Genomic DNA, 13265 nt, shown 5'->3' with positions numbered 1-13265 from the left:
GTCGGTCAGCGTGCGCCCCACAGAGCCAGCACCACGCCGACCGCGACGATCAACAACCCCGCCACTTCGCTGCGCGCCATCCGCTCGCCGAGGTAGAAATGGGCGAATGCCATCGTGAAGGCGACCTCGACCTGGCCGACGATCCGCACCAGCGCGACCGGCGCGGTGGCGAAGCCAGTAAACCAGCAGGCCGAGCCGACCGAGGAGAGCAGCCCGACCTGGCCGGACACGCGCCAGCTCGCCAGCACGCGCGTCATCTGGCCGCGCTCGCGCAGCAGCACATAGCCGCCTTGCAGAAACGTCTGGAGGCCGACGGTCGCGGCGAGCGTGACGAGCGCGGCGAGGATGTGATCAGGGGTGCCGACCTCGAAGGTGGTGCGGCGGATCGCGATCACCGCCAGCGCGAACACCGTGCCCGAGGCGATGCCGTACAGCGCGGCACGCTCGCCGAGCGCGCGCACGAACGCGGCCGGCGCCGTCGGCCGACCGCCGGTCGCGAGCACCATCACCCCGATCACGCCGAGCGCGATACCGGCCCAGCTCAGGACGCTCAGGTGATCGTGGAGCAGCACCGCCGAGAACAGCGCCGCCTGCACCGCCTCGGTCTTCGAATAGGCGGTGCCGACGACGAAATTGCCCTCATCGAACGCCATCAGCAGCAGGTTGGTCGCGACGATCTGCCCGACCGCGCCGGCAAGGCAGAACGGCCAGAACTGCGCGCCCAGCACCGGCCACGCGCCGGGTGCCGCGAGCGCGTGATAGGCGGCGAGCATGATGAGCGCGAACGGCAGGCCGTACAGATAGCGCACCAGCCCCGCGCCGTTCACCGACAGCGACTTGCCGACCCGCCGCTGCACCGCCGTCCGCCACGCCTGCATCGCGCCTGCGGCGAGCGTGACCGGGAGCCAGATGGGGGAGGTTATCATGAAGTTTCGCCGATGTGTTCACGCGAAGGCGGAAGCGCAGACTGGACCCCCGCCTTCGCGGGGGAACACGATGCTAGGCGATCGTTTCGTAGAGGTCGGTCCAGTTGGGATTGAGCCTCTCGATCTCGCTGAGCTTCCACAACCGCTTCCATTTTTTCATGCGAAGCTCGCGCTGGCGAGCGTCTTCGATCGTGTCGTGCGCTTCGTACCAGACCAGCAGCTTGCAGCCATATTTCTTGGTGAAGCCTTCGACCAGACCGTTACGATGCTGATAGGCACGAACTGGCAGATTGCTGGTCACGCCAATGTAGATCGTGCCGTTACGGCCACTCGCCATGGTGTAGACGAACCCTGCCCCCACCGCTCACCCCCATGTTCCCCCGCGAAGGCGGGGGTCCAGTCTGGGCCCCCGCCTTCGCGGGGGAACATTCTACGTAGCCGCAGATGCTATGCCAGCAGCTTCTCCCGCGCGATCTTCTCTTTCCACACGAGCGGCGCGAGTTGATGCACGTTCGCGCCGGTCGAATCGACCGCGACCGTGACCGGGAAGTCCTGCACCTCGAATTCGTAGATCGCTTCCATGCCGAGATCGGCGAAGCCCACCACTTTCGATCCCTTGATCGCGCGCGCGACGAGGTAGGCGGCGCCGCCGACCGCCATCAGATAGGCGCTTTCCTTTTCGGCGATCGCCTTGGTCGCATCGGCGCCGCGCTCGGCCTTGCCGACACAGGCGAGCAGGCCCTGATCGAGCATCATTCGCATGAACGAGTCCATCCGAGTCGCGGTGGTGGGGCCGGCGGGGCCGACGACTTCCTCGCCGACCGGATCGACCGGACCGACATAATAGATCACGCGGCCCTTGAACTCGACCGGCAGCGGCTCGCCGGCATCGAGCATATCCTTGATGCGCTTGTGCGCGGCGTCGCGGCCGGTGAGCATCTTGCCGTTGAGAAGCAGGCGGTCGCCCTGTTTCCAGCCCTTCACGTCCTCGGGCGTGAGCGTGTCGAGGTTGACGCGGATCGCGGCGGCATCGGGCTTCCAGTCGACCTTGGGCCATCCGTCGAGCTTGGGTGCTTCGAGGAAAGCCGGGCCGGAGCCGTCGAGCGTGAAGTGCGCGTGGCGGGTGGCGGCGCAATTGGGGATCATCGCGACCGGCTTGCCGGCGGCGTGGCACGGCGCATCGAGAATCTTGACGTCGAGGATGGTGGAAAGCCCGCCCAGGCCCTGCGCGCCGATGCCGAGCGCGTTGACCTTGTCGAAAATCTCGATGCGAAGCCGCTCGATGTCCGTCTTGGCCCCGCGTGCCTTGAGCGGCCCCATGTCGATCGGCTCCATCAGCGCCTGCTTGGCGAGCAGCACGCAATGTTCGGCGGTGCCCCCGATGCCGATGCCGAGCATGCCCGGCGGGCACCAGCCGGCGCCCATCTGCGGCAGCATCTCGAGCACCCAGTCGACGATCGAATCGCTCGGGTTCATCATCTTGAACTTGGACTTGTTCTCGCTGCCGCCGCCCTTGGCCGCGACATCGACCGAGACGCGAGCGCCCGGCACCATCTCGACGTGGAGCACGCAGGGCGTGTTGTCCTTGGTGTTGCGGCGGGTGAAGGCGGGATCGGCGAGTACCGAGGCGCGCAGCTTGTTCTCGGGGTTGAGATAGGCGAGCCGCACGCCCTCGTCGACGATCTCCTGGAGCGAGCGGCTGGTGTCGTCGAAGCGGCAGTCCATGCCCCATTTGACGAACACGTTGACGATGCCGGTATCCTGACAGATCGGCCGGTGTCCCTCCGCGCACATCCGCGAATTGGTGAGGATCTGCGCGATCGCATCCTTCGCGGCGGGGCCCTGCTCGGCCTCATAGGCGTCACCCAGCGCGCGGATATAGTCCATCGGGTGATAGTAAGAGATGAACTGGAGCGCGTCGGCGACGCTTTCGATCAGGTCGGCTTCGCGGATGATGGTGGTCATGGCTGCTCGCTCGAAGGGTATGGTGGTGGCCGCACCTAGACCACATCGCGCGGAAAGGGGAAGTCCCGTGCCCCAAGCTGAAATCGGGGTGAACGCCGCGTTGACGAACATAATCGTCGGAGCGATCGTTTCGGCGGTGTTCCGGCAAGCAATTGGCAAGGATCGACGGCTAGGGTCCGCCGCATGATTCCCCCGCTCAGCCCAATCCGGACGGCCGCGCTGTGCCTGTGTGTCGCGGTCGCGACGGCGGGCGCGGTGGCGACCCGCGACTGGCGCGCCGCACCCGTCGCGCTGATGCTGATGGGCGGAGTGGCGGCGCTGCTGTTTCTCACCGCGCGGCCCCGCCAGCGATCGGGGGCGCCAGCGACCGCCTCGGCCGAGCGGGTCGCGGCGCGGCTGGTGCAGGAGTTCGAGGAACAGGGCACCGGCTGGTTCTGGCAGACCGACTGCGAGGGCCACGTCACCTATCTCTCCGCCAAGGTCGCCGCCGAACTCGATACCGCCGACACGCCCGCGATCGGTGCGCCGATCCGCTCGCTGTTCCGGGTCGATACCAACGCCACCGAGACCGAGCGGACGATCGCCTTCCACCTCGCCTCGCGCACCGCCTTCGCCAACTATTCGGTGCGGCCGGCGGTCGCGGGCAAGCTGGAGCGTTGGTGGTCGATGTCGGGGCGGCCGGTGAGCGATGCCGACGGCAATTTCCAGGGCTTCATCGGCAATGGCAGCGACCTGACCGAACGCCGCCGCGCCGAAGCGGAGATCGCGCGGCTGGCGTCGTTCGACAGCCTGACCGGGCTCTCCAACCGCCAGCGCATGCGGCAGTGGCTCGACCAGACGCTGTCGCACGCGCATGGCGGGCGCGGCACGGCGCTGTTCCTGCTCGATCTCGACCGGTTCAAGGCGGTCAACGACACGCTGGGCCACCAGACCGGCGACGCCTTGCTCAAGCAGGTCGCGCAGCGGCTGGTGCGCGCGATCGGCGACAGCGGGCTGGTCGGGCGGCTCGGCGGTGACGAGTTCCAGGTCGTGCTGCCGGGGATGACCGAGCGCGAGGCGCTCGGCGCGATCGCGCGCGCCGTCATCGAATCGCTGTCGCAGCCCTATTCGATCGACGGCTCCGCGATCACAATCGGCTGCTCGATCGGCATCGCGATCGCACCCGGGGACGGTGCCGATTCGGAGACGATGGTGCGCAACGCCGATCTCGCGCTGTACGGCGCCAAGGGCGACGGGCGCGGCATTCACCGCTTCTTCGAGCCGGAGATGCTCGACGGCGCGCGCAGCCGCAAGCAGATCGAGGACGATCTGCGCCGGGCGCTCACCGCCGATCAGTTCCATGTCGCGTATCAGCCGGTGGTGAGCACCGCGAGCGAGCGGATCGTCGGGTATGAGGCGCTGGTGCGCTGGGAGCATCCGACGCGCGGGGCGATCTCGCCCGCGGAATTCGTGCCGGTCGCGGAGGATTGCGGTCTGATCGAGGCGATCGGCGAATGGGTCTTGCGCACCGCCTGTATCGAGGCGGCGACATGGCCGAGTGACGTGCGGGTCGCAGTCAATGTCTCGCCGATCCAGTTCGCCAATCCGGCGCTGCCGACGATCGTCACCTCGGCGCTGGCGCGCTCGGGGATCGCGGCGGGGCGGCTCGAACTGGAGATCACCGAGGGCGTGTTCCTCGACGAGACCGCCTCGTCCGAACAGATGTTCAAGACGCTCAAGGGAATCGGCGTGCGGCTCGCGCTCGACGATTTCGGCACCGGCTATTCGTCGCTCGGCTATTTGAGGAAGGCGCCGTTCGACAAGATCAAGATCGACCAGGGCTTCGTGCGCGGCGCGGCGATCGCCGGCAACCGCAACGCCGCGATCATCCGCGCGATCGTCACGCTCGCCGAGGCGCTCGACATGGAGACGACCGCCGAAGGCGTCGAGACTCACGATGAGATCGCGCTGATCCGCGAGCTTGGATGCAGCCACATCCAAGGCTGGGTGTACGGCAAGGCGGTACGCGCGGCCGAAGTACGCACGCAACTCGCCGCGCAAGGCGGCAAGGCGCTTGCCTCAGGCCACCGCAAGAGCCGCCTGCCGCGCCACGCGATGATCCGCACCGCGCGCATCCGCGCTGGCGACGCCACCGGAGAGGTCCGCATCCGCAACCTGTCGCCGCGCGGCGCGATGATCGACGGCATAGACATCGACGGCCAGGCGGCGGGCATGGACGTGATGATCGAACTGATCGAAGACGAGATGTTCCCCGCCAAGCTGCGCTGGGCGACCGACGGCCGCGCCGGCGTGGAGTTCGAAAGCGCCTTCAACATGGAGCGGCTCGGTTCGCCGGCGGTGCAGCCGGCGCGCAAGACCGGATAGCGCCAGGGTTCGCGGTCTAGCCGGCGCCCGAAAACGGGAACATGGCCCAGTATGGCGCCGCCTCGACACGGGTGCGGGCGACCGAGGGGCGCGCTTCGAGCCGGGCGTGGTAGGCGGCGAGCGTCGCGTGAGTGTCGAACGGCACGATATGGCGCGCATACCAAAGCGCCGGCGCGGCCGCGCAGTCGGCGAGGCCGAACGTGTCCCCAGCCGCCCAGATCCGCCCGGCCAGCGTCGCGTCGAGCCAGCGATAGGCGCGCTCCAGCGCCGCACGCGCCTGATCCACGCCATAGGAGTCAGAATGGCCGCCGGGGCGGATGCGCTCGGACACGATCGTCTGCATCGGCGTCATCACGTAACAATCGAAGCAGCGATCCATGAAGCGTGTTTCGAGCGCCGTCTCCGGATCGTTCGCGATCATCGGCGGCGCGCCGGAGGGGAGCCGATCGCAATATTCGATGATGATCGAGGATTCGGCGACCGCACGCTCGCCATCAAGCAGCAGCGGCATCTTTGCCATCGGCCAAGCAGCCGCGAACGTCGCGCCGTTCTCCGCCTCACCGGGCGCGAGCAGCCGGTGTTCGAAAGGCACATCGCGCTCGTACAGCGCGATCAGCACTTTCTGGCAATAAGACGACAGCGGATGGGCGAACAGCGCGAGCATCGCGGCACGATAGCCGCAGGCGTCGCCCATCGCCACAGGATGTATGGCATCACACCGAACAAAGAAATATCTGTGGAATTCCGGGTCTGTTCTCTTGCGTTTCACGGACCCGGCGGAAGTCCACGCGTCGCGCCTTCGCGGGTGGCCCGCCGTGCCATAGACCGAATCAAAATAGCGACGAACCGAGTCCCGGATCTGTCATTTACCGTCTTGCGGTCGGGCGCGATCCGGCACAATCTGTAGGGGCAAGGTTCGGGGGCGAACCCCATAACTGGTAGAATGGGGTTCCAAACCCCATATGATAGAGCGGTTGCCCGGTGCGTTTCGCATAGGTGCGGCCTCATTTTGTTCTCACGGGTAAGCGCCCGCAATGATAGCATCGGGGCATGCCCCCGATTCGAACGGACCGGGAACGCGGTCCGCCTTAGAGATGGTTTGAACAGGGGCGATACCGATGGATTTCAGGGACACCCAGGAAGTGAGCGTAGACATGGCGACCGACACGATCGAAGCGATGAAAGTCGATAGCAACGGCGCCGACCGCAAGCTGGCCGAGCGCGGCGATTCGAAGGCGGTGCGCGCGCAGCTCTATCCGGTCGAGGTCGATCATTCGCGTGACGGCCTGCTCACCGATTTCGGCAAGGAGACGCTGACCGACCGCTATCTGCTGCCCGGCGAGCGCTTCCAGGATCTGTTCGTGCGAGTCGCCTCGGCCTATGCCGACGATGCCGGCCACGCACAGCGGCTGTACGATTACATTTCGCAATTGTGGTTCATGCCGGCGACGCCGGTGCTATCGAACGGCGGCACCGGGCGCGGCCTGCCGATCTCGTGCTTCCTCAACTCGGTGCCCGACAGCCTCAACGGCATCGTCGATACCTGGAACGAGAACGTGTGGCTCGCCTCGCGCGGCGGCGGCATCGGCACCTATTGGGGCAACGTCCGCGGCATCGGCGAGCCGGTCGGCCTCAACGGCAAGACCAGCGGCATCATCCCGTTCGTGCGGGTGATGGATTCGCTGACGCTGGCGATCAGCCAAGGCTCACTGCGGCGCGGCTCGGCGGCCTGCTATCTCGACGTCTCGCATCCCGAGATCGAGGAGTTCCTCGAAATCCGCAAACCCTCGGGCGACTTCAACCGCAAGGCGCTCAACCTGCACCACGGCGTGCTGATTCCCGACGCCTTCATGGAGGCGGTGCGCGACGGCGCCGACTGGGATCTGATCAGCCCCAAGGACGGATCGGTGCGCAGCACGATCAACGCGCGCGCGTTGTTCCAGAAGCTCGTCGAGACTCGGCTCGCCACCGGCGAACCGTATATCGTCTTCGCCGATCACGTGAACAAGAACATGCCGAAGCATCACCGCGAGCTCGGCCTCAAGGTCTCGACCTCGAACCTGTGCAGCGAGATCACGCTGCCGACCGGCAAGGACCATCTCGGCAACGATCGCACCGCGGTGTGCTGCCTGTCCTCGCTCAACTTCGAGACGTGGGACCAGTGGAAGGACGCCAAGGGCTTCATCGAGGACGTGATGCGGTTCCTCGACAATGTGCTTCAGGATTTCATCGACCGCGCCGAACCGGGCATGGAGCACGCCGCCTATTCGGCGATGCGCGAGCGCTCGGTCGGTCTGGGCGTGATGGGCTTCCACTCGTTCCTGCAGGCGCGCGGGCTCGCCTTCGAAGGCGCGATGGCGAAATCGTGGAACCTGCGCATGTTCAAGCACATCAAGGCGCAGGTCGACGAAGCCTCGATGCACCTCGCGGTCGAGCGCGGCCCCTGCCCTGATGCCGCCGACCGCGGCGTGATGGAGCGTTTCTCGTGCAAGATGGCGATCGCGCCAACTGCGTCGATCTCGATCATCTGCGGCGGCACCAGCGCGTGCATCGAGCCAATCCCGGCCAACGTCTATACGCACAAGACGCTGTCGGGCAGCTTCTCGATCCGCAATCCGTATCTCGAGAAATTGCTGATCGACAAGGCGCGCAATGCCGAAGCGGTGTGGAACTCGATTCTGGAGCGCGGCGGATCGGTGCAACATCTCGATTTCCTCACCCCCGAGGAAAAGGATTGCTACAAGACCAGCTTCGAGATCGACCAGCGCTGGCTGATCGAGCTTCAAGCCGACCGCACGCCGTATATCGACCAGTCGACCTCGCTCAACCTGTTCATCCCCGCCGATGTCGAGAAGTGGGATCTGCTGATGCTGCACTTCCGCGCGTGGGAGTTGGGCATCAAGTCGCTGTATTACCTGCGTTCGAAATCGGTTCAGCGCGCCGGCTTCGCGGGCGGGGTGGAAGCCGACAACACGATCGACGCGCCGAAGTTCGAGCTGGGCGAGAGCACGGATTACGACGAATGTCTGGCGTGCCAGTGAGGTGGCGGAGCTAGGTCGCCCTTATTACCCCTCTTTCCTTGTGAGAGAGGGAGACACCCGCGCCGCGCAACCGCGTGGGAGGGTGAGGGGCGATGCCGATGGCCTGACTAAGCGGCAACGGCTGCCTGCGTCTACCACGGATCGATCGCGCCAACTCCGCCGCGATGCGACCGAAGCGGAGAAGCACATCCGCCGCGCTTTGCGCGACGCCTTTCCCGAGGCGAAATTCCGGTTTCAGGTGCCACTTGGCGTCTATCATGCCGATTTCTGCTCGCATCGGGCGCGGCTGGTCATCGAGATCGACGGCGGCCAGCATGCCGATACTGCGGCGAAAGATGAGAAACGCACGCGCTTCATCGAAGGCGAGGGCTATCGCCTGATCCGCTTCTGGAACAACGATGTGATGACGAATATCGAAGGCGTCATTGCAGTGGTCGCTGACCACCTTCCTTCTCCCCTTGTGGGAGAAGGTGGCCCGAAGGGCCGGATGAGGGGGAATTATGAAGCGTAACCTCGCCTCGGCCCCCTCACCCTTCCGCCGCTTTGCGGCTCCCTCCCTCTCCCACATGGGGAGAGGGAAAGAAGAAATCGGCTTACGCTTCTTCTTCGAACGTCACGGCGACGTCGGCGTTGGCGCTGAGGCGGACCTTGTCGCCTTCGACGTCGGCGACGAGGCCGAGCGAGATGTAGTGGTGGTGCCCCTCATGGCTGCCTTCCCCGCTGTCCTTCTTGGTCAGCTTGATGCGGTCGCCATCGAGATGATCGACGGTGCCGACATGGACGCCGTCGGCGCCGATGACTTCCATATGCTCTTTGATCGCGCTCGTGTCGGCCATGTGCAATGCTCCTGCGTTGTGGTTGCCGGGGCTGAACGCATACGCGCGCGAAACGATGCAAGCGAGAGAGTGAGATGAAACACCGCCTGATTCCGCTGCTGGCACTGACGCTCGCGCTGGCCGCCTGCGCGCACCGCGTCGCGAGTTCGGTGCAGCATACGCCCGACACGCCGGGCTTCCTGCTGGGGGTGTGGCACGGCTTCATCTTCCCGGTGGCGTGGGTGCTGTCGCTGTTCGTTCAGGGGGTGGCGGTCTATGCCGTGCCCAATCAGGGCGGCTGGTATGATTTCGGCTATTTCATCGGCATCGTGTTCCTCGGCGTCGGCTCGCACCGCACGCGGACCGTCTATGTGACTCGGACGGTGCGGCGGTGATGCCGCGCGCGCTGATCGCGATCGATGCGTGTGCGGGCGGCGCGTTCGTGTGCGGCGTCGCGCTGGTCGCCCGCTCGGGCCGGGCGGGGGATGCGGCGGCGACCTATCGCAAACGCATCGGCGGCGCGATGCTGGCAGCGGCGGCGCTGTTCCTCGCCGGTTTCGCGACGATGGCGTGGGTGACGGCGTGAGCGGCCCCGCGACAATTTCTTCCAATTTTTTCTGATTTAAGACCGAAAGGCGTACCCCATGTCCCTCCTCGAAGCCCGCAAGCAGTACAAGCCGTTCGAATACCCCTGGGCGTTCGATTTCTGGAAGCGTCAGCAGCAGATCCACTGGATGCCGGAGGAAGTGCCGCTCGGCGAGGATTGCCGCGATTGGGCGCAGAAGCTCAGCGATCACGAGCGCAATTTGCTCACGCAGATCTTCCGCTTCTTCACCCAGGCCGATGTCGAGGTGCAGGATTGCTACCACGAGAAATACGGCCGCATCTTCAAGCCGACCGAGATCAAGATGATGCTCGCCGCCTTCTCCAACATGGAGACGGTGCATATCGCCGCATACAGCCATCTGCTCGACACGATCGGCATGCCCGAGAGTGAGTATGGCGCCTTCCTCGAATATAGCGAGATGAAGGACAAGCACGATTACCTGCAGACCTTCGGCGTCGACAGCGACGAGGATATCGCCAAGACGCTGGCGATGTTCGGCGGCTTCACCGAGGGGCTTCAGCTCTTCGCCAGCTTCGCGATGCTGATGAACTTCCCGCGCTTCAACAAGATGAAGGGCATGGGGCAGATCGTCACCTGGTCGATCCGCGACGAGAGCCTGCATTGCGAGGGCATCATCAAGCTGTTCCACACGTTCGTGCGTGAACGCGACTGTTTCACCAAGTCGGTCAAGTCGGACATTCGCGACATGTGCCAAACGACAGTGCATCTGGAAGATAACTTCATCGATCTCGCGTTCGAGATGGGGCCGGTCAACGGCATGACCCCCAAGGAGATCAAGAAGTACATCCGCTACATCGCCGACTGGCGGCTGGGGCAACTCGGCATGAAGCCGATCTACATGATCGACGAACATCCCCTGCCCTGGCTCGCGCCCATGCTCAACGGCGTCGAGCACGCCAATTTCTTCGAGCAGCGCGCGACCGAATATTCGAAGGCGGCGACTCGCGGCAACTGGAACGAGGTGTGGGATTCGTTCGACACGCGCCAGAAGGCCAAGGCCGGCCCTGCCGCGAACGAGGATGCCGGCGATCAGGGCGGCGACATGTTCTCGCGTGCCGGCGTAGCGGCGGAGTGAGGTGACTTCGGGCGGGGCGGCTTGGGCCGCCCCGCCCGAGTTTTGTTGAGATTGCTTCCTACCGTTCGTGCTGAGTGAAGATCGAGTAGGGCCAACGGCCCGTATCGAGAGATCGTATCGAAGCACAGGTTGCGCGCAGGGCCTGTCCTTCGATACGCGTCTTCGACTTCGCTCAGCCGCTACTCAGGACGAGCGGCAGTATTCAAGCCCGTCGACCATTGTCCGGGGCGGACCGGCTGCAGATGCCGGCACACCGCGCAAATACTATGTAAAACCTATGCGCTCCTCCGGGAATCGATCTCGAAACCCTATGCGAGTCGAGCCTAATTAGGCGTCCTCACGAGGGTCCGCGGCCGGAAGTCGGGCGCGGCGCATCGTGATCGAGGACGATCATGACAGGTGCCTTTGTACGGCCGGCCCGCGCCGCTGCCGCTAATCCGCTTTGCGCCAGACCCTTCCCGGCGGCCCGGCCCGCCTGAACCCGCGCGCCCGCCGCGTGCGCGGGCGTGTCTTCCCGTTCGCATTTCGAAAGGAATATCCCATGCAGGATCTGCTCTGGATCGCGGCGATGGCCGGGCTGGTGGCGGCAACGCTCGCCTATGTCCGCCTCTGCGACAATGCGTGAGGCGGCGATGACGCTCGACCTCTGGCTCGCCGCGCTGACCACTATCGGTCTGCTTCTCTATCTCGTGGCCGTGCTCGTCCGGCCCGAACGCTTCTGAAGGGAGCGCATCCATGACCATCCAGGGTTGGATTCTCATCGCCGCGTTCGTCGGCATTCTCCTCGCGCTCACCAAGCCGATGGGGCTGTGGCTGCACGCGCTCTACGAGGGGCGGCGCACGCCGCTCCACAGCGTTCTCGGCCCGGTCGAGCGCGGTTTCTACCGGCTCGCCGGGATAGACCCAACGCAGGAACAGGGCTGGCGGCGCTATGCCGTCCACATGCTGCTGTTCAACGCGGTGCTGATGATGTTCACCTACGCGATCCTGCGGTTGCAGGGCGTGCTGCCGGGCAACCCGCTCGGCTTTGCTGGCACCAGCCAGCATCTCGCCGCCAACACCGCGATCAGCTTCACCACCAACACCAACTGGCAGAGCTACGCCGGCGAATCGACGATGTCGAACCTGTCGCAGATGCTCGGGCTGACGATCCACAATTTCCTGTCGTCGGCGACCGGCATCGCGCTCGCCTTTGCGCTGTTCCGCGGGTTCGCGCGGCGTGAGGCGAAGACGGTCGGCAATTTCTGGGCGGATTGCACGCGCGTCACGCTCTACCTGCTGCTGCCGATCTCGATCGTTTACGCGCTGTTCCTGATCGCCAGCGGCGTGCCGCAGACGCTCGCCGGATCGGTCGATGTGGCGACGCTGGAAGGCGTCAAGCAGACGCTCGCACTCGGCCCGGTGGCGAGCCAGGAAGCGATCAAGATGCTCGGCACCAACGGCGGCGGCTTCTTCAACGCCAACAGCGCGCATCCGTTCGAAAACCCGACCGCGCTCACCAACCTCGTCGAGATGCTGTCGATCTTCGTGATCGGGTTCGGGCTGACCTGGACGTTCGGCAAGGCGGTCGGCAACACCAAGCAGGGCTGGGCGATCCTGTCGGTGATGGTGATCCTGTTCCTCGCCGGCACCACCGTCGCCTATTGGCAGGAAGCCGCCGGCAACCCGATCCTGCACCATCTCGGCGTCGCCGGGGGCAATATGGAGGGCAAGGAGGTGCGCTTCGGCATCGTCGCCTCCTCGCTGTTCGCGGTCGTCACCACGGCGGCGTCATGCGGCGCGGTCAATGCGATGCATGACAGCTTCACCGCGCTCGGCGGGATGATCCCGCTGTTCAACATCCAGTTGGGCGAGGTCGTCGTCGGCGGCGTCGGCGCGGGCATCTACGGCTTCCTGCTGTTCGCCATCCTGGCGGTGTTCGTCGCCGGGCTGATGGTCGGCCGCACGCCCGAATATGTCGGCAAGAAGATCGAGGCGCGCGAAGTGAAGCTGGCGGTGCTGGCGATCGCGATCCTGCCGCTCGTCATCCTCGGCATGACGGCGATCTCATCGGTGGTCGCAGACGGCTTGGCGGGACCGCTCAACAAGGGGCCGCACGGCTTCGGCGAGATCCTGTATGCCTTCACCAGCGCGGTCGGCAACAACGGCTCGGCCTTCGCCGGCATCAGCGCGAACACGCCCTATTACAACGCCATGCTCGGCGTCGCGATGTGGCTGGGGCGGTTCTTCGTGATCGTGCCGATGCTCGCCATCGCCGGCAGCCTCGCCGCCAAGAAATACACGCCGGCTTCGGCCGGTTCGTTCCCGACCACGGGCGCTCTGTGGGTCGGTCTGCTCGTCGGCATCATCATGATCCTCGGCGGCCTGACCTTCCTGCCGAGCCTCGCGCTCGGTCCCATCGCCGATCATCTCGCGATGATCGCCGGCAAAACCTTCTGATCGGGGGCCGCC

The 13265-nt window shown here is 65.4% G+C and carries 14 protein-coding genes; 9 read left to right on the top strand and 5 right to left on the bottom strand.

Annotated features, from left to right (window positions below):
- Positions 1-5: 5 nt before the first annotated feature.
- From J0A91_RS09335 to J0A91_RS09325, 3 genes are all read right to left on the bottom strand, one after another.
- On the bottom strand, positions 6-926 hold the full coding sequence (locus tag J0A91_RS09335; protein ID WP_069204684.1) for a DMT family transporter: 921 nt from the start codon (positions 924-926) through the stop codon (positions 6-8).
- A 73-nt stretch (positions 927-999) separates the two neighbouring features.
- Positions 1000-1263 carry a GIY-YIG nuclease family protein gene (locus J0A91_RS09330; RefSeq protein WP_069204683.1) on the bottom strand — a complete coding sequence of 88 codons (264 nt, stop codon included), beginning with the start codon at positions 1261-1263 and terminating at the stop codon, positions 1000-1002.
- A gap of 110 nt (positions 1264-1373) precedes the next feature.
- On the bottom strand, positions 1374-2891 hold the full coding sequence (locus J0A91_RS09325) for a fumarate hydratase (protein WP_069204682.1): 1518 nt from the start codon (positions 2889-2891) through the stop codon (positions 1374-1376).
- Positions 2892-3074: 183 nt separating this feature from the next.
- Between J0A91_RS09325 and J0A91_RS09320 the strand changes: the two genes are divergently transcribed.
- Entirely contained in the window at positions 3075-5255 is a 2181-nt protein-coding gene (locus J0A91_RS09320) for a putative bifunctional diguanylate cyclase/phosphodiesterase (protein WP_083224591.1), read from the top strand.
- Positions 5256-5271: 16 nt separating this feature from the next.
- On the opposite strand, the gene J0A91_RS09315 is transcribed toward J0A91_RS09320, so the two are convergent.
- Positions 5272-5949 (bottom strand): glutathione S-transferase family protein, encoded by a 678-nt coding sequence (locus tag J0A91_RS09315; RefSeq protein ID WP_240502247.1) that lies wholly within the window; start codon positions 5947-5949, stop codon positions 5272-5274.
- A 424-nt stretch (positions 5950-6373) separates the two neighbouring features.
- On the opposite strand from J0A91_RS09315, the gene J0A91_RS09310 reads away from it, so the two are divergent.
- Positions 6374-8296: a ribonucleoside-diphosphate reductase subunit alpha gene (locus J0A91_RS09310; RefSeq protein WP_069204681.1), complete on the top strand. Its 1923-nt coding sequence runs from the start codon at positions 6374-6376 to the stop codon at positions 8294-8296.
- 103 nt (positions 8297-8399) lie between these two features.
- Entirely contained in the window at positions 8400-8807 is a 408-nt protein-coding gene (locus J0A91_RS09305; protein WP_338056986.1) for an endonuclease domain-containing protein, read from the top strand.
- Between the two features lie 82 nt (positions 8808-8889).
- On the opposite strand, the gene J0A91_RS09300 is transcribed toward J0A91_RS09305, so the two are convergent.
- Positions 8890-9132, bottom strand: coding sequence for a DUF2171 domain-containing protein (locus tag J0A91_RS09300; protein ID WP_069204679.1), 243 nt, complete (start codon positions 9130-9132; stop codon positions 8890-8892).
- A 74-nt stretch (positions 9133-9206) separates the two neighbouring features.
- Between J0A91_RS09300 and J0A91_RS09295 the strand changes: the two genes are divergently transcribed.
- From J0A91_RS09295 to kdpA, 6 genes are all read left to right on the top strand, one after another.
- Positions 9207-9506 carry a hypothetical protein gene (locus tag J0A91_RS09295; RefSeq protein WP_069204678.1) on the top strand — a complete coding sequence of 100 codons (300 nt, stop codon included), beginning with the start codon at positions 9207-9209 and terminating at the stop codon, positions 9504-9506.
- A complete protein-coding gene (locus tag J0A91_RS09290) occupies positions 9506-9697 on the top strand; it encodes a hypothetical protein (protein ID WP_069204677.1) in 192 nt (63 codons plus the stop codon). The genes J0A91_RS09295 and J0A91_RS09290 overlap by 1 nt, the downstream gene beginning before the upstream one ends.
- A gap of 58 nt (positions 9698-9755) precedes the next feature.
- The gene (locus J0A91_RS09285; protein ID WP_069204676.1) at positions 9756-10814 is read left to right on the top strand and encodes a ribonucleotide-diphosphate reductase subunit beta; all 1059 of its coding nucleotides are present in this window, start codon (positions 9756-9758) and stop codon (positions 10812-10814) included.
- 442 nt (positions 10815-11256) lie between these two features.
- Positions 11257-11439: a hypothetical protein gene (locus J0A91_RS09280; RefSeq protein ID WP_069204675.1), complete on the top strand. Its 183-nt coding sequence runs from the start codon at positions 11257-11259 to the stop codon at positions 11437-11439.
- 7 nt (positions 11440-11446) lie between these two features.
- The gene (gene kdpF, locus J0A91_RS09275; protein WP_069207182.1) at positions 11447-11536 is read left to right on the top strand and encodes a K(+)-transporting ATPase subunit F; all 90 of its coding nucleotides are present in this window, start codon (positions 11447-11449) and stop codon (positions 11534-11536) included.
- Between the two features lie 13 nt (positions 11537-11549).
- Positions 11550-13253 (top strand): potassium-transporting ATPase subunit KdpA, encoded by a 1704-nt coding sequence (gene kdpA / locus J0A91_RS09270; protein WP_069204674.1) that lies wholly within the window; start codon positions 11550-11552, stop codon positions 13251-13253.
- The last annotated feature ends 12 nt before the right edge of the window (positions 13254-13265 follow it).

Origin of the sequence: Sphingomonas panacis, assembly GCF_001717955.1 — a bacterium.
GTDB lineage: Bacteria > Pseudomonadota > Alphaproteobacteria > Sphingomonadales > Sphingomonadaceae > Sphingomonas > Sphingomonas panacis.
Note: the sequence above shows the minus strand (reverse complement) of the source record. Positions and strands in the feature narration are given on the sequence as shown.